Source organism: Pseudomonas sp. TH08 (assembly GCF_016651275.1).
In the GTDB taxonomy this organism is placed as follows: Bacteria; Pseudomonadota; Gammaproteobacteria; order Pseudomonadales; family Pseudomonadaceae; genus Aquipseudomonas.
Map to the genome: position 1 here is coordinate 1912606 of NZ_JAEKEE010000001.1, position 15603 is coordinate 1928208.

General features: G+C 59.2%; 11 protein-coding genes and 2 tRNA genes. 7 read left to right on the forward strand and 6 right to left on the reverse strand.

Translation table 11 applies throughout. From position 1 onward, the window contains the following. Positions 1 to 50: 50 nt before the first annotated feature. From JFT91_RS08785 to JFT91_RS08800, 4 genes are all read right to left on the reverse strand, one after another. Positions 51 to 1616, reverse strand: coding sequence for an ABC transporter permease (locus JFT91_RS08785; protein WP_201232123.1), 1566 nt, complete (start codon positions 1614 to 1616; stop codon positions 51 to 53). Next, positions 1616 to 2626: an extracellular solute-binding protein gene (locus tag JFT91_RS08790; protein WP_201230283.1), complete on the reverse strand. Its 1011-nt coding sequence runs from the start codon at positions 2624 to 2626 to the stop codon at positions 1616 to 1618. The genes JFT91_RS08785 and JFT91_RS08790 overlap by 1 nt, the downstream gene beginning before the upstream one ends. Positions 2627 to 2912: 286 nt before the next feature. Beyond that, positions 2913 to 2999, reverse strand: a tRNA-Leu gene (locus JFT91_RS08795). Positions 3000 to 3180: 181 nt separating this feature from the next. Continuing rightward, positions 3181 to 3267, reverse strand: a tRNA-Leu gene (locus JFT91_RS08800). Positions 3268 to 3493: 226 nt separating this feature from the next. Between JFT91_RS08800 and rnr the strand changes: the two genes are divergently transcribed. The 7 genes from rnr to dnaB all read left to right on the forward strand — a co-directional run bounded on the left by rnr (position 3494) and on the right by dnaB (position 10789). Beyond that, entirely contained in the window at positions 3494 to 6124 is a 2631-nt protein-coding gene (rnr, locus tag JFT91_RS08805) for a ribonuclease R (RefSeq protein WP_201232124.1), read from the forward strand. Then, on the forward strand, positions 6121 to 6888 hold the full coding sequence (gene rlmB / locus JFT91_RS08810) for a 23S rRNA (guanosine(2251)-2'-O)-methyltransferase RlmB (protein WP_201230287.1): 768 nt from the start codon (positions 6121 to 6123) through the stop codon (positions 6886 to 6888). The genes rnr and rlmB overlap by 4 nt, the downstream gene beginning before the upstream one ends. A gap of 305 nt (positions 6889 to 7193) precedes the next feature. Continuing rightward, positions 7194 to 7616, forward strand: a complete 423-nt coding sequence (gene rpsF, locus JFT91_RS08815) for a 30S ribosomal protein S6 (protein WP_003236224.1) — start codon at positions 7194 to 7196, stop codon at positions 7614 to 7616. Positions 7617 to 7644: 28 nt separating this feature from the next. Continuing rightward, the gene (gene rpsR / locus JFT91_RS08820) at positions 7645 to 7875 is read left to right on the forward strand and encodes a 30S ribosomal protein S18 (RefSeq protein WP_002551829.1); all 231 of its coding nucleotides are present in this window, start codon (positions 7645 to 7647) and stop codon (positions 7873 to 7875) included. A gap of 36 nt (positions 7876 to 7911) precedes the next feature. Continuing rightward, the gene (locus JFT91_RS08825; RefSeq protein WP_201232125.1) at positions 7912 to 8805 is read left to right on the forward strand and encodes a hypothetical protein; all 894 of its coding nucleotides are present in this window, start codon (positions 7912 to 7914) and stop codon (positions 8803 to 8805) included. 19 nt (positions 8806 to 8824) lie between these two features. Continuing rightward, positions 8825 to 9271 carry a 50S ribosomal protein L9 gene (gene rplI / locus JFT91_RS08830; protein ID WP_008078307.1) on the forward strand — a complete coding sequence of 149 codons (447 nt, stop codon included), beginning with the start codon at positions 8825 to 8827 and terminating at the stop codon, positions 9269 to 9271. A 120-nt stretch (positions 9272 to 9391) separates the two neighbouring features. Continuing rightward, positions 9392 to 10789, forward strand: coding sequence for a replicative DNA helicase (gene dnaB / locus JFT91_RS08835; protein WP_053116810.1), 1398 nt, complete (start codon positions 9392 to 9394; stop codon positions 10787 to 10789). A 42-nt stretch (positions 10790 to 10831) separates the two neighbouring features. On the opposite strand, the gene JFT91_RS08840 is transcribed toward dnaB, so the two are convergent. Together JFT91_RS08840 and JFT91_RS08845 are read right to left on the reverse strand one after the other, a co-directional pair. Next, positions 10832 to 12571: an NEL-type E3 ubiquitin ligase domain-containing protein gene (locus JFT91_RS08840; protein WP_201232126.1), complete on the reverse strand. Its 1740-nt coding sequence runs from the start codon at positions 12569 to 12571 to the stop codon at positions 10832 to 10834. Further along, positions 12553 to 15480 carry a leucine-rich repeat domain-containing protein gene (locus JFT91_RS08845; RefSeq protein WP_201232127.1) on the reverse strand — a complete coding sequence of 976 codons (2928 nt, stop codon included), beginning with the start codon at positions 15478 to 15480 and terminating at the stop codon, positions 12553 to 12555. The genes JFT91_RS08840 and JFT91_RS08845 overlap by 19 nt, the downstream gene beginning before the upstream one ends. Positions 15481 to 15603 lie beyond the last annotated feature (123 nt).

Consider the following 15603-nt stretch of genomic DNA (forward strand, 5'->3'; position numbering starts at 1 on the left):
CATTGGAATGCATTTTTCCTGTGGGAGCGAGCTTGCTCGCGAAAGCTATATCAGCGGCTCAAATACATCCGAGTCGTAAGCAAATACACAGGCAATCCGGAAACCACAATCAACAACGCCGCATAAGGCGCCGCCGCCGCAAACTCGACATTCGCCGTATGTGCCCAGACCTCGGTCGCCAAGGTGTTCAGCCCGGTCGGGCTGAGCAGCAACGTCGCCGTCAATTCCTTCATCGCATCGAGAAACACCAGCGCAAACGCCGCGCCCAATGCCGGGAAGATGATCGGCAGCGTCACCCGGCAAAACGCCGTGAACGACGAAGCCCCCAGCGTACGCGCAGCCTCTTCCAATTGCGGCGCAGCCTTGTTCAATGCCGTACGAATCGGCGCCTGAGCCAACGGCAAAAACAGCAGCGCATAAGCGATCAGCAAGAGCCCGGAGGTCTGGTACAGCACGGGCACGTAATGCAGCGCGAAATACACCAGCGTCAGGGCAATCACCAACCCCGGCAACGCATGCAGCAGGTACGGCAAGCGCTCCGCCCAGATCGCCAATTGGCCTTTGTAACGCACCACCAGCAGCCCGACCGGCACCGCCAGCACCAGGCACAGCGCCGCACCGCCAAGTGATAGCGCCAGCGACGACAGCAGCGCCTCGGTAATCGCCGCCACCGGGAATGCCGCCGATGAACCGACCGCAAGCCAGTAGGCCAGCATCCCCAGCGGAATCCCGCTGCCGGCAATCGCCAGCATCAGGCAATACAACTGACCGACAGCGGCCCACGGCCCCAGTCGAACCTGTTCGGCCTGACGTGCAGCGCCTTGTCCGGTGCGCACATGCCGGCCCTTGCCGCGCACGCGCAGCTCCAGCCACAACAGCACCAGGCACAGCGCGAGCAACACGGCAGAGAGCATCGCCGCATTGGCGTTGCTGAATTCCAATTCGAACTGTTGGTAGATGGCTGTGGTGAAGGTTTGCAGGCCGATGATCGACAGGGCGCCGAATTCCACCAGCATGTGCAGGGCAATCAGCAGCGAGCCGGCCAGCAACGACGGCCAAAGCAGGGGCAGGGTGACACGGAAGAACACGCCCCAGCGGTTCTGCCCAAGGGTGCGGGCAGATTCTTCAAGCGAGGGATCCAGGTTGCGCAGGGTTGCCGCGACCGGTAGAAAAATCAGCGGGTATTTCGATAGGCTCATCACCAGAATCGCACCACCGAGGCCTTCGAACTGTGCGCTCAGCGAAACCCAGGTAAAGCTGCTGACAAAGGCTGGCACCGCGAACGGCAGGCACAGAATCACGCCCCACAAACGTCGCCCCGGCAGATTGCTGCGTTCCAGCAGCCAGGCCAGCGACAGGCCAATCACGCCACAGGTGATGGTTACGCCGACCATCAACGCCAGGGTATTGCGCAGCAGGCCGAACACGTAGGGGCGCCACAACAAGTGCAGCGCCTCGGCCCAACCGGCCTGCCAGGCTTTGAGCCCGACGTAGGCCAGTGGCAACAGGCTCATCACCACCAGCAATAGCACCGGTAGCACCAGCCAGATCGACGGGCGCTTGCGCCTTGGTACGTAACCCCCGCGCGCGGCGGGGGCGGATAACGATGCGGCCATCAGTTCAAGCCAACTTCACGTTCCAGTTCCAGCGCTTCTTCGGCGTTGCCCAGATCGGCCGGCGTTACATTCGGCGCTTCCAGTTCGCTGAACGGCTTGAGCCCGCGATCCGATTCCATGCCTTTGTGCAGCGGGTATTCGGCAGTGGTCTGAGTGATCACGCGCTGACCTTCTTCGCTGGCCATGTAGGCAAGAAATTGCTGAGCTTCTTTTGGATGTTTGCTGGATTTCAGCACGGCAGCGCTGGAAACAGTGATCAAGCCGCCGACGTCGCCGCCGGTGAAGTAATGCAGTTTCGAATCCAGCTTGCCTTTCTCGCGCTGCAGGGCGAACCAGTAGTAGTTGTTCACCAGTACCGTGGCGACTTCGCCGTTTTCCACGGCTTTGAGGGCGACCATATTGTTGCTATAGGTCTTGCCGAACGCACGCAGGCCAGTCAGCCATTCTTCGGCAGCATCACGACCGTGCACCTTGATGATCGCAACGGCCTGTTCCTGGAACGCGCCGCTGGTCGGTACGAAGCCGACTTTGCCTTGCCATTTCGGATCGGAGAATTCCAATACCGATTTCGGCAGGTCTTTTTCATCGACCAGTTTCGGGTTGTAAGCGACTACGCGAACCCGCGCCGTCACGCCGATCCAGGTGCCGTTACCAGCCACGTATTTTTCCGGCAGGACGGCCAAGGTGGCGTCATCAGTCTTGGCCAGCAGGCCGAGCTCGCCGAGATTGTTCAGCGGTGGCGATTCTTCGGTGTAGATCACGTCGGCGGGGGAGCGATCGCCTTCTTCGATGATCTGGCTGGCGAGTTGATTGCTGCTGCCTTTGCGGACATTGACATGAATGCCGGTCTTGGCTTCGAAGGCTTTGGCGATCGCGTCGCCGACTTCCTTGTGCTGGCCGTTATAGAGAGTCAGGGAAACCGCATCGGCAGCCTGGGTGAGGGGAGTGGCGAGCGCCAGGCCGAGGAGGGTGAAGGTCAGGCCTCGGCGCAGGGTATTTCGAAACGTCATTCGCAGGGTTCCTCACTGTCGCATTGCAAAAACTTGCAACAATGATAAACGATATTGTTTCTCAAGTGCGCCTTGCGGGACGACGCAGGGTCTGGTACTGCTCATGCGCTGAAATGTAGGAGCTGCCGCAGGCTGCGATCTTTTGATCTGTTTTTAAAGCAAGATCAAGAGATCGCAGCCTTCGGCAGCTCCTACAGGGGGATTGTGTTTTTTCGGAAGCCAGAAACGCAAAAACCCGCTTTCGCGGGTTTTTGTGAAATCCAAGGTCGTAACCTTGAATTTGAATTGGTGCCCAGAAGAAGACTCGAACTTCCACGACCGTAAGGTCACCAGCACCTGAAGCTGGCGTGTCTACCAATTTCACCATCTGGGCAATCATCGCTAGCGTTGCCGCTGTTGATGTGGCGCACTATACGGAGCGCTTTTTGATCTGTAAACCCCTGATTTAATTTTAATAAATCAGTTTTAACAAAAGCGTTCCTTAGAATGCAAAAAACCCGCTTTCGCGGGTTTTTGTATGAGTCTTGAAACTGATCTAGTCTCAAACTCGAAATTGGTGCCCAGAAGAAGACTCGAACTTCCACGACCGTAAGGTCACCAGCACCTGAAGCTGGCGTGTCTACCAATTTCACCATCTGGGCAGCATCGGCAGCGCTTGTGCGTCGTCGATGGCGCGCACTATACGGAGCGTGTTTTTAACTGTAAACCCCTCTCGGCAAAAAATATGATTTTTTTTACCAGCGGTGGTCAAAACGGCTTGCGAGCGTCGTTACAGGGCTTGAGAAGAGCCTTATAGAGTCGGAAATTTCCCGTTTCATGGCGCCTATGCCAAACTAACCCGCATATAGACAAGGTGAAAACTCTCTAATGGCCGATTGGCAGTCCCTCGATCCCGAGGCCGCTCGTGAAGCGGAAAAATATGAAAACCCTATTCCTAGCCGCGAACTGATCCTGGCGCATCTCGCCGATCGGGGTTCGCCCGCTGCCCGCGAGCAACTGGTTGAAGAGTTTGGTCTGACCACAGAAGACCAGATCGAAGCCCTGCGCCGCCGCCTGCGCGCCATGGAGCGCGACGCACAACTGATCTACACCCGCCGTGGCACGTACGCGCCGGTAGACAAGCTCGACCTGATCCTCGGCCGCATCAGCGGTCACCGTGACGGTTTCGGCTTCCTGGTGCCGGACGACGGCAGCGACGACCTGTTCATGAGCCCGGCGCAAATGCGTCTGGTGTTCGATGGCGACCGTGCATTGGCGCGTGTTTCCGGCCTCGACCGTCGTGGTCGTCGCGAGGGCGTGATCGTTGAAGTGGTCTCGCGTGCTCACGAAACCATCGTGGGTCGCTACTTTGAAGAAGGCGGCATTGGCTTTGTCGTTGCGGACAATCCGAAGATCCAGCAAGAAGTGCTGGTCACTCCGGGCCGCAACGCCAACGCGCAGATCGGTCAGTTCGTCGAGGTGAAAATCACCCATTGGCCGACACCGCGCTTCCAGCCGCAAGGCGATGTGGTCGAAGTGGTCGGCAACTATATGGCGCCGGGCATGGAAATCGATGTCGCCCTGCGTACCTACGACATTCCGCACGTCTGGCCTGAAGCGGTTCTGAAAGAAGCCGCCAAGCTCAAGCCGGAAGTCGAAGAAAAAGACAAAGAGAAGCGCGTCGACCTCCGCCATCTGCCGTTCGTCACCATCGATGGCGAAGATGCCCGCGACTTCGACGATGCGGTTTACTGCGAAGCCAAACCGGGCAAGCTGCGCCTGTTCTCCGGTGGCTGGAAGTTGTACGTGGCGATTGCCGACGTTTCCAGCTACGTGAAAATCGGTTCGGCGCTGGACAACGAAGCCCAGGTGCGCGGCAACTCGGTGTACTTCCCTGAGCGCGTGGTGCCGATGCTGCCTGAGCAGCTGTCCAACGGCCTGTGCTCGCTGAACCCGCACGTCGATCGTCTGGCCATGGTTTGCGAGATGACCATCTCCAAGTCCGGCGAAATGACCGACTACTGCTTCTATGAAGCGGTGATTCATTCCCACGCTCGTCTGACGTACAACAAAGTCAGCGCAATGCTGGAAACGCCGAAAATCACCGAGGCGCGTCAGCTTCGCGGTGAGTACAACGACGTTCTGCCGCACCTCAAACAGCTGTATGCGCTGTACAAGGTTCTGCTGGCGGCCCGTCACGTACGTGGCGCGATCGATTTCGAAACGCAGGAAACCCGAATCATCTTCGGTACCGAGCGCAAGATTGCCGAAATCCGTCCGACCACCCGAAACGACGCGCACAAGCTGATCGAGGAATGCATGCTGGCGGCCAACGTGGCCACCGCCGAATTCCTCAAGAAGCACGAAATCCCTGCGCTGTACCGCGTCCACGACGGTCCTCCACCGGAGCGTCTGGAAAAACTGCGCGCCTTCCTCGGCGAGCTCGGTCTGTCCCTGCACAAAGGCAAGGACGGCCCGTCGCCGAAGGACTATCAGGCACTGCTGGCAAGCATCAAGGACCGTCCGGATTTCCATCTGATCCAGACCGTGATGCTGCGTTCGCTGAGTCAGGCGGTGTACAGCGCGGACAATCAGGGCCACTTCGGCCTGAATTACGAAGCCTATACCCACTTCACCTCGCCGATCCGTCGTTACCCGGATTTGCTCACGCACCGCGCAATCCGCAGCGTGATCCATTCGAAACAGGACACCCCGCACGTTCGCCGTGCCGGTGCGATGACCATTCCGAAGGCGCGCATTTATCCGTATGACGAAGCGGCGCTGGAGCAACTCGGCGAGCAATGCTCGATGAGCGAACGGCGTGCCGACGAAGCGACCCGCGACGTAGTGAACTGGCTCAAGTGCGAGTTCATGAAGGATCGCGTGGGCGAGTCGTTCCCGGGCGTGATCACCGCCGTGACCGGTTTTGGTCTGTTCGTCGAACTGACCGACATCTATGTCGAAGGTCTGGTGCACGTCACCGCGTTGCCGGGCGATTACTACCACTTCGATCCTGTGCATCACCGTCTGGCGGGCGAGCGCACCGGTCGCAGCTTCCGTCTCGGCGACACCGTTGAAGTGCGCGTGATGCGCGTTGACCTCGACGAACGCAAGATCGATTTCGAGATGGCCGAAAAAACCATCAGCGCGCCGATCGGTCGCAAAAAGCGTGGTGCTGAAACCGCTGCGCCAGCCGCGAAGGAAAAAGCCGAGCCGGCTCCAGCGAAAACAGCGGGTCGCCGTCCCGCCAAAGAAAAGGCTGCCGAAGCCTATCGCCCTAGCGATGCCGTGGCGAAAAACGCCGAGCTGCGCAAAAGCCGTGAGATGAAGAAGGCCCTGCTTTCCGATGCCAAAAACGGTGGTAAAGCGGCGTCCGGGGGAAAGACCGGACGGTCGGCGCCTGAAAAGGCCTCCGGCAGCAAGCCAGCGAAACCGAGCAAACACCGTAAAGGCCCGCCAAAAGCGGGTTCTGCTCCAGCCAAAAGTGGCGGGGCACGTAAACCGAAGGCGAAGTCATGAGTCAGTTGGAAAAAATCTACGGCGTTCACGCGGTAGAAGCGTTGTTGCGTCACCACCCGAAACGCGTCAAGCAGATCTGGCTGGCGGAAAGCCGCAACGATCCGCGCGTGCAGACGCTGGTTGAGCTGGCCAACGAAAATCGCGTCCAGGTCGGTCAGGCCGAGCGTCGCGAAATGGACGCCTGGGTTGAAGGCGTCCATCAGGGCGTTGTCGCCGAAGTGAGCCCGAGCCAGGTCTGGGGCGAAGCAATGCTCGACGAGTTGCTCGACCGCACCGACGGCGCGCCATTGCTGCTGGTGCTCGACGGCGTGACCGATCCGCATAACCTCGGCGCCTGCTTGCGTTCGGCCGATGCTGCTGGTGCGCTGGCAGTGATCGTGCCGAAAGACAAGTCGGCGACCCTGACTCCGGTCGTGCGTAAAGTGGCCTGCGGCGCGGCGGAAGTGATTCCGTTGGTGGCCGTGACCAACCTTGCGCGCACCCTGGAAAAACTTCAGCAACGCGGTCTGTGGGTTGTCGGCACAGCGGGCGAAGCTGAAGTCAGTATTTACGACCAGGATCTGACGGGCCCGACCATTCTGATCATGGGGGCCGAAGGCAAGGGCATGCGTCGCCTGACCCGCGAACACTGCGACTATCTGGTGAAACTGCCGATGGCCGGCAGCGTCAGCAGCCTCAACGTGTCGGTTGCGACGGGCGTCTGCCTGTTCGAAGCCCAGCGCCAGCGCGGCGCCAAAGCCAAGCCTGCTGCCAAGAAGTCCTGAGTCGAAAACGATCCAAATGTGGGAGCGAGCCTGCTCGCGAAAGCGGAGTTACATTCAGCATCATTGTTGAATGTGAAGCCCAATCGCGAGCAGGCTCGCTCCCACAGTGTTTAGGCTGTGACGAAAATTGGCGGTTGTTCAAATAATCACCAATTGCCTTGCACCTCTTCAGTCCCTTCTCTACAATTGCGCCCCTTGCTGTGACGGCAGGCACGCATGTGCCCCGCGCCAGCAAGTCCATAAGTGTCATTCACTCCTTGTCTGACCGTTTTTGAGCGGCAGGCTACAACCCGTAAGGAGCATTCATGCGTCATTACGAAATCATCTTTTTGGTCCACCCGGATCAAAGCGAGCAAGTCGGCGGCATGGTTGAGCGTTACACCAAGCTGATCGAAGAAGACGGCGGCAAAATCCACCGTCTGGAAGATTGGGGCCGTCGTCAACTGGCCTACGCAATCAACAATGTTCACAAGGCTCACTACGTGATGCTGAACGTTGAGTGCACTGGCAAGGCCCTGGCCGAGCTGGAAGACAACTTCCGCTACAACGATGCAGTGATCCGTAACCTGGTCATCCGTCGCGAAGAAGCCGTTACCGGCCAATCCGAGATGCTCAAGGCTGAAGAAAACCGCAGTGAGCGCCGTGAGCGTCGCGACCGTCCTGAGCACGAAGGCGCTGATAGCGCTGATAGTGATGACAGCGACAACAGCGATAACGCTGACGAGTAATCCACGGACCTTTTAAGGAGCCTATCAAATGGCACGTTTCTTCCGTCGTCGTAAATTCTGCCGCTTCACCGCTGAAGACGTGAAGGAGATCGATTACAAAGATCTCAACACTCTGAAAGCTTATGTATCCGAGACCGGCAAAATCGTTCCAAGCCGCATCACCGGTACCAAAGCTCGTTATCAGCGTCAGCTGGCCACCGCTATCAAGCGCGCCCGCTTCCTGGCCCTGCTGGCCTACACCGACAGCCACGGCCGCTGAGACCGGGCAGTCGACAAGTAGCAAAGGATTGAATGCATGCGTGCCTTAGCTGAGTTCATCATGCGCGGCCGCATGCAGGCCACTCTCGTAGTGGCCGGGTGTGCAACATTGCCGTTGTTGTATTGGTTGGGTGCCGCCGCCGGGAGCCTTGTGCTGCTGCGGCGCGGATTGACGGACGCCCTTGGCGTTCTGTCCCTGGGACTGCTGCCGGCCTTGGTCTGGTGGTTGTACGCGGATGATCCACGGGCACTTCTGGTGCTGCTGGGTTCTTCGGCACTTGCGTTGGTTTTGCGCGCAAGTGAATCCTGGGTTCGTACGCTGCTGGTCAGCGTAGCGATTGGAGTGGTGTTTTCGGTGGTGCTCGGGGCCGCGTTTGCGGCCCAGATCGAGATGCTCGCGCAGGCCTTGATAAAGGTCATGCCGGCGCTCCTCGGTGAGACTTACAAGCAATTGTCGGTCGAAGAGCAAGCGCGTTTTGCGTCCCTGATAGCACCAGTCCTGACCGGACTGATTGCGGCTTTGTTGCAGATCGTCAGCGTGCTGAGCCTGATTGTCGGGCGTCATTGGCAGGCGTTGTTGTACAACCCGGGTGGTTTTGGTCGCGAGTTTCGCGCCATCCGGATCCCGCTGGGGCCGGCGATGTTACTGCTGGCGTTGATGCTTCTGGGCCCGAATCTCGGTGCACAGATGGCCATGTTGACGCCGTTGTGCAGTGTACCGCTGGTGTTCGCCGGACTTGCCCTGATTCACGGGCTGGTCGGGCAGAAGCGACTGGCCGGTTTCTGGCTGGTGGGGTTGTACGTCACGCTGTTGCTATTCATGCAGCTGATCTATCCGTTGCTCGTGGTCCTGGCCATTGTCGACAGCCTGATTGATTTTCGCGGTCGTCATGTGTCGAAAGACACCGATAGCGCGAACGGTGAAGGTTAAAAGTTAAGAGGATTTTCACATGCAACTGATCCTTCTGGAAAAAGTCACCAACCTGGGCAACCTGGGTGACAAAGTGAACGTTAAGGCCGGTTACGGTCGTAACTACCTGCTGCCTTACGGCAAAGCTACCGCCGCGACCCCAGCGAACATCGCTGCGTTCGAAGAGCGTCGTGCTGAGCTGGAAAAAGCTGCTGCAGACCGTAAAGCATCGGCTGAAAGCCGTGCTGCCCAACTGGCCGAGCTGGAAGTGACTATCACTGCCACCGCTGGCGACGAAGGCAAGCTGTTCGGTTCGATCGGTACTCACGACATCGCTGACGCACTGACCGCCTCTGGCGTTGAAGTTGCGAAAAGCGAAGTTCGTCTGCCGAACGGCACCATCCGCAACGTAGGTGAATTCGACGTGGCTGTGCACCTGCACGCCGAAGTTGAAGCCACCGTACGCGTTGTCGTGGTAGCAGCTTAAGCAACACCTGATCGGCTGGCGGCTTGCCCGTCAGGCGGTTAACATCGGGCACGATCCTGTTTACAGGTCGTGCCCTTTGTCTTTCTGCAACTCCTGATTTTCAACCAAACTCAAGTGGCCATGAACGATATCTCCGCTCCCGAGCAATACGATCTGCAAACCGCTGCCCTGAAGGTGCCGCCACATTCCATCGAGGCCGAACAGGCTGTACTCGGTGGTCTGATGCTGGACAACAACGCCTGGGAACGCGTGCTTGATCAAGTCTCCGACGGTGATTTCTATCGACATGACCACCGCCTGATCTTCCGGGCGATTGCCAAACTGGCCGATCAGAACTCCCCGATCGACGTCGTGACCCTTGCCGAGCAACTGGACAAGGAAGGTCAGACGTCGCAGGTGGGCGGCCTCGGTTACCTTGGCGAATTGGCGAAAAACACGCCGTCCGTCGCCAACATCAAGGCTTATGCGCAGATCGTCCGTCAGCGCGCGACGTTGCGCCAACTGATCGGCATCAGCACCGAGATCGCCGACAGCGCCTTCAACCCGGAAGGGCGCACCGCCGAGGAGATTCTCGACGAAGCCGAGCGTCAGATCTTCGCGATTGCCGAGGCCCGGCCAAAAACCGGTGGCCCGGTGGGCGTGAACGATTTGCTGACCAAGGCCATCGATCGCATCGACACGCTGTTCAACACGGACAACGCCATTACCGGCCTGTCCACTGGCTACACCGACCTTGATGAGAAGACCAGCGGCCTGCAGCCGGCTGACTTGATCATCGTCGCCGGTCGTCCGTCGATGGGTAAAACCACCTTCGCGATGAACCTCGTGGAAAACGCGGTACTGCGTAGCGACAAGGCGGTTCTGGTGTACTCCCTCGAGATGCCAGGCGAATCGCTGGTCATGCGTATGCTCTCGTCCCTCGGCCGCATCGACCAGACCAAGGTGCGTTCCGGCCAACTGGAAGATGACGATTGGCCGCGCCTGACCTCGGCGGTCAACCTGCTCAATGACCGCAAGCTGTTCATCGACGACACCGCCGGTATCAGCCCGTCGGAAATGCGTGCGCGTACCCGGCGTCTGGCCCGTGAGCACGGTGACATCGGCCTGATCATGATCGACTACCTGCAATTGATGCAGATTCCAGGTTCCGGCGGCGACAACCGGACCAACGAGATTTCTGAAATCTCGCGTTCCCTCAAAGCCCTGGCCAAGGAATTCAATTGCCCGGTGGTGGCGCTGTCCCAGCTCAACCGTTCCCTCGAGCAGCGACCGAACAAACGTCCGATCAACTCCGACCTCCGGGAATCCGGAGCGATCGAGCAGGATGCCGACGTGATCATGTTCGTGTACCGGGATGAGGTGTATCACCCGGAGACCGAGCACAAGGGCATTGCCGAAATCATCATCGGCAAACAGCGTAACGGTCCGATCGGCTTTATCCGCCTGGCGTTTATCGGCAAGTACACACGTTTCGAAAACCTTGCGCCGGGCAGCTACAACTTCGACGACGACGAGTAATGGCTGGCCGGTTTCAACCGGTCAGCTGTTCTTCCCCGCGTGTTATTCAGTTCCGCCGGCGACCTCCGCGCCGGTGTCGCGCGCGGAATGCTCGTTCATCTCTTGTCGGGACAACGTTACGATCAGCGCCTCTTCAACGTTCGCCAGCGAAGTTTGCAGCGCCTTGGATTGCGCGTCGTATTCGGCAAATGCAAGCGTCTCGGCGGCGTGCGCGTCATCGAGGAGCGCCTGGCGATCCTGAAACGTCTGTTGCTGCTCATCGAATTGCGCACGGTACTTGTGGGTGACGAATTCCTGCCAGAACTGCCTCGACACCAGCGCGTTGAATTCTTCAGGTGAGTTGTCCAGCGCGATGACTTTTTCGTACGCAGCATCCAGTTGCGCCTTGGTCACGTCGACTAAATTATCGAAACCCATTCGCTCCGGCTGTCCCGGCAGTTGCAGACGTTCTTTCAGGCGGTGGCGATAGAAAAGCCGGATCTCGACTTCCTCGCGGACGTGAGGTGCTGGCTGCGCCGCTGCTCCCTGCGGCCTTGATTCGAGAATTCTGGCCTCACGCTGGGCAATGTCCGCCGAGGCGATTTTGTCGACCTCATGCAAGCGGAACAACGCTTTGGAAAGTGCAGACAATTGCGGGCCTTGGGCGTGATCTCGAGCCTGGCTGCGAGCGTCGTGCACCATTGTCAGGATTTCCAGATTGGTGAACGTGAACGCCGCCCGATCACAGCAGGCTGCGTCGCCCGCCCGATCAAATACTTCTTTGCGCAGGCGTTCGGAGTCCGCGTTGTTTTCGGTAATGCTGTCGATGAGTTTCCAGACCCGTCGTTGAAGGTCGTGGTGACCGGTCGGGATGTCCAGCAAGCGTTCAAGCGTATCGAACAACCCTCCCGAACGCGGCTGCTCACGCAGTGTTCGCCACTGACTTCTTCTGGCGGTTACCTCATCGGCCGTCAGTCCTGATGTCCAGCGTGTCATCGGATCATCTGTCGCGGGTCGACTGAGGACCGGAACATGGCCTCGCGCCGTGTCGATCAAATTGTGCAGGCCCCGCAGCGGCGTTTCGGCCTCTATCAGTCGGGCATCGTAATGATCCAGCCGTAAGTGGGTCTCCGGGGACAGCGGATTGTGGCCGATATCGGTCACGTTGTTGATGCGCACCGTGTGCGCCAGTCGATCGTCCGGCGGGGCAACGACCACATCCGGAATGTCGGTGATCTGGTTGTGGCTCAGATTGAACGTGTCCAGCAATGGTTGATCGGCTATTCCGGTCGGGAAGGTGTCGATCCCGGTGTTAGCCAGATTCACCGAGCGTATGTCGGGCATATGGCTGAATTCCGGCGGGATGCCCAGTCGCGGATTGTCGTGCAACCACAGGGCTCGCAGTGTTGCGCGCTCGGACAACACGCGGGCGGTGTCGGCTGTCAGGGAAATCTGATTATTCTGCAGAAACAGTCGGGTCATCCCGCTCATTTCTCCAACGGCCGGCGGCAGCTCACGCAATTGGTTTTGTGACAGATCCAGCCAGCGCACATGACGGAAGCGGGTCAGAAAGCCTTCCGGTGAAGTGTTCAGCGCCATATTGCTCAATCTGAGAGAACCGACATGACTGAAATCGACATCGATGTCCGGCAGGGTGGGCAGCATCAGGCCACTGAGATCCAGTTCCAGGCCGATGGGCGTGCGGTCATTGGCCAGCCGCTGCGGTGTTTCCCGCCTCCAGCACTTGATAATCCTGTTACTGGCCTGGACCCGGTCGGCGCGGGTCAGTGCGTTGACCGCCAATTGATCTGCGCGAATGTACCCCCGCGGTTGCCTCCTCCAGAAAACACCCAGGCGTCGAGTTGAGTTTTCAGTACGCCGAATTCCTTTTCGAGGCTTTTGAGTTTCTTTCCCGCAGCGCCACTCTCAAGGCCCCAGAGATACTCCCGGCAGTCCTTGATGCTCTTGTTTGGAAAGAGTCGTCGGTAGCGCTGTGCTCTTGAGTTGTCGCTATCAAAGGCTGAGGGGTGGGCAGTGCTCAACAGCTCGGGGTGAGCCGTGTTCACGCGCAGCCAAAAAGCATCGAATTTCTCCCCGTACGCCGGCGGAAAGTCGTTGCCTTCGAGCAGTGTGGCCCCGTTGAGCCGGGCCATCGCCGGCAACTGCTCGGGAGTCGGATCGAGAAATGCCAGCGGCACCTCACGCAATTGGTTGTTGCGTAGATCCAGGCCGGTCAGCGCGGTCTTGTCCTGCAAGCCGCTCGGCCACTGACTGATTCCCGAATTACTCAGGTTCAGGGAGGTCAGGCCAGACATGGCACTGAAGTCAGGCGACAGTTTCAGCGCCGGGTTCTCGGAAAGATTGACCGTTTCCAGGTGACTTAACGTGCTGAGTTTTGCCGCACTCTGCTCGTCCAGTTCAATGCGGTTATTGTTCAGGGCGAGGTACTTCAGTTTGTCCATCTCGGCAATTTTCCCCGGTAACTTTTCAATCGCGCTGTGGGTGACCGCCAGATATTCCAGATTGGAAAAATTGCCCAGGAATACGTCGGCCGCGTCCGACCAGGCAATGGTGTGCAGGTCCAGCGACCGGACATGACTGAAATCCGCGCTCAAAGCCGGGAGTGGGCCGGCCCCGAGCGGTAATCTCAGCGCGTCCCCGGAGTCACGCAGCCAGCACCCCTTGATCGTCCTGGCAACGCGCTGCACCCAGAGTTTTGTCGCCGCAGTGCTGGTGGCGGGGTCGTCGTGAGTCCGGACGTATTCATCCAATTGCGCCTCCAACTGATCGAGTTCCAGCGCGCGTGCAGCCAGCCCGGTGCGTGCTGTGTCGTCCATTTCCAGAACGAAGTCCTTGGCCGCTTGCGCATCCTTGTCGGGGTGAAGGCGTTGCACCATGGTGACGTCGGCGGTATCGCCATCAAGCCTGAATGCGCCGTTACCAGCGTGGGTGGCCATCTCCGGGTGTGCAGCGGCGACGCGTCGCCAGAACCCTTCCAGCGTTTTCCAGTAGCCCGGCGCAAACGCGTTGTCATGAAGCAGCGTGACGCCGTTGATCCGCGCGCGTGCCTGCAACTGATCGGCCGGCGGGTTGAGGATCGCCTCCGGGACTTCACTCAGACGGTTCTGGCGCAAATCGACGAGTTCCAGCCCAGCCTGCTGTTCCAGACCTGTCGGCCAGTGGTCGATGCGGGTATTGCTCAGGTTCACGACTTTCAACGCCGCCATGGCGCTGAAGTCCGGTGTCTGTCCAAGGGGATTGCCAGACAGGTCGATCCGCTCAAGTCGGGAGAGTGAGCTCAGATTGGTGGCAGCCGGAACATCCAGCTGAATTTGGTTCGAACTCAGGTCCAGCGCTTTCAGGTTATGCAGGGTGGCGACAACGTCGGGCAGTTTTTCCACGGTGGAGCGGGTGAACGTCAGGCGTTCCAGACCCGAAAAGCCGCTGAGAAAGGTGTCGGAGGTGTCTGACCAGGTGATCCTGTCCAGTTCCAGCGTCCGAACATGGCCGAAGTCGGCTTTGAACGGTGGCAAAGTGGTTCCGTCCGGGGCAGGTATCAGTTTCAGCGTTGACCCGGTTTGCTGACGCCAGCAGCGCTTGATCTCCACAGCAGCGAGGTCAATCCAGGCTTTGCTGGCGGCCGGCACGGGCGATTGCGTGTAGGTGCGAGACCAGGCCATCAATTCTTTCTTGAGGTTTTTGTAATCTGTTTCGCGACGTACCAGACCGCCCGAAACATCCTCCCCCAGCGATTGGATTACGGCGCTGACTTGCTCTTCGCTCAACGACGGGTACAGCTTGCGCACGCGTGCCGCCGGGCTGTTCAGGCGATTGAGTGCGCTGGTGAAACGGTCCATCAGTTGCCGGTGCGGGGCTTGTCCGGCGCGGTGCATGCCGCCTGCGCCCGGAAGATTGACCCCGAGCCAGCCGTCCTCCGAATCGAACACAATGGCTTCCGATCGGCCCGGGCGTGTCGCGACATAAAGGTTGTCGGTACTGGCGGCGACGGCATCGTCGGCACGGACAATGCGCATCACTGGCGTCAACGCAGTGGAGGCTTCGGGATCGTGCAGGGCTTGATAGGCGATATTTTCAATCACCGCGAAGAGCTTGCCGTCAAATCGGTGCAGGCCATCAGTGCCGGGCTCGACGCCGGCAAAGTCCAGCGCTGTGCGAAAAGCCTGCAACCGACTGTCGCTCAGCGCAAAAGTGATCGGCGAGTCGTCCTGCTCATACCACAGCTTGCTCTGCGGATCGCGAACCAGCACCGGCCCCGACGGTTGCAGTTCGCTGGTCAGTCTCGCGCGCTGCTGGCCGGTGTGGGGATCGACCCCGACAGACACGACACCCACGTCCATTACATCGACGTAGCGGCGTCCCTTGAACGTGATGAATCCGTCTACGTCGGCCGGCGGAAGCGCCGTTTTCGTCGCGATCCGGTAATGTTCCAGCGATCGCTGCGCAGGTGCCGAGACGATGTCCACCGAGGGTGTCTGGCTGATAGTGACCGGCACTGGAGTAATGGCTTCCAGGTCAGCCTGGGCGGGGGTTCTGCCCGCAGGTGTCGGGTTTCGTGGCCTTGGTAAGGTCGGAATATCGAAGTCCAGATGTGCCAGGGTGTCCGGTCGCGGCAAATGTATGTTGTCCGTTTGCACGGGGCGTGTGTGCACCTCAACGTTGACGGTGCTGCGGGTCGGCGGTTTTACAGGCATGAATGTTTCGTCCTTGAAGAGTGTTGCTTCAACTTCCGCTAATGGGTCGTTGAGCAGTTTCGGCGTCATTGCCGGGTTTGTGCCGGATGCGGCGGGTCGCCGACCGGCGCTGCCGTGCCGGTC

Excerpts from the sequence above, each read along its gene's own strand:
- JFT91_RS08785 (WP_201232123.1), bottom strand. The coding sequence starts at position 1,616 with ATGGCCGCATCGTTATCCGCCCCCGCCGCGCGCGGGGGTTACGTACCA.
- JFT91_RS08790 (WP_201230283.1), bottom strand. The coding sequence starts at position 2,626 with ATGACGTTTCGAAATACCCTGCGCCGAGGCCTGACCTTCACCCTCCTC.
- rnr (WP_201232124.1), top strand. The coding sequence starts at position 3,494 with ATGGCCGATTGGCAGTCCCTCGATCCCGAGGCCGCTCGTGAAGCGGAA.
- rlmB (WP_201230287.1), top strand. The coding sequence starts at position 6,121 with ATGAGTCAGTTGGAAAAAATCTACGGCGTTCACGCGGTAGAAGCGTTG.
- rpsF (WP_003236224.1), top strand. The coding sequence starts at position 7,194 with ATGCGTCATTACGAAATCATCTTTTTGGTCCACCCGGATCAAAGCGAG.
- rpsR (WP_002551829.1), top strand. The coding sequence starts at position 7,645 with ATGGCACGTTTCTTCCGTCGTCGTAAATTCTGCCGCTTCACCGCTGAA.
- JFT91_RS08825 (WP_201232125.1), top strand. The coding sequence starts at position 7,912 with ATGCGTGCCTTAGCTGAGTTCATCATGCGCGGCCGCATGCAGGCCACT.
- rplI (WP_008078307.1), top strand. The coding sequence starts at position 8,825 with ATGCAACTGATCCTTCTGGAAAAAGTCACCAACCTGGGCAACCTGGGT.
- dnaB (WP_053116810.1), top strand. The coding sequence starts at position 9,392 with ATGAACGATATCTCCGCTCCCGAGCAATACGATCTGCAAACCGCTGCC.
- JFT91_RS08845 (WP_201232127.1), bottom strand. The coding sequence starts at position 15,480 with ATGCCTGTAAAACCGCCGACCCGCAGCACCGTCAACGTTGAGGTGCAC.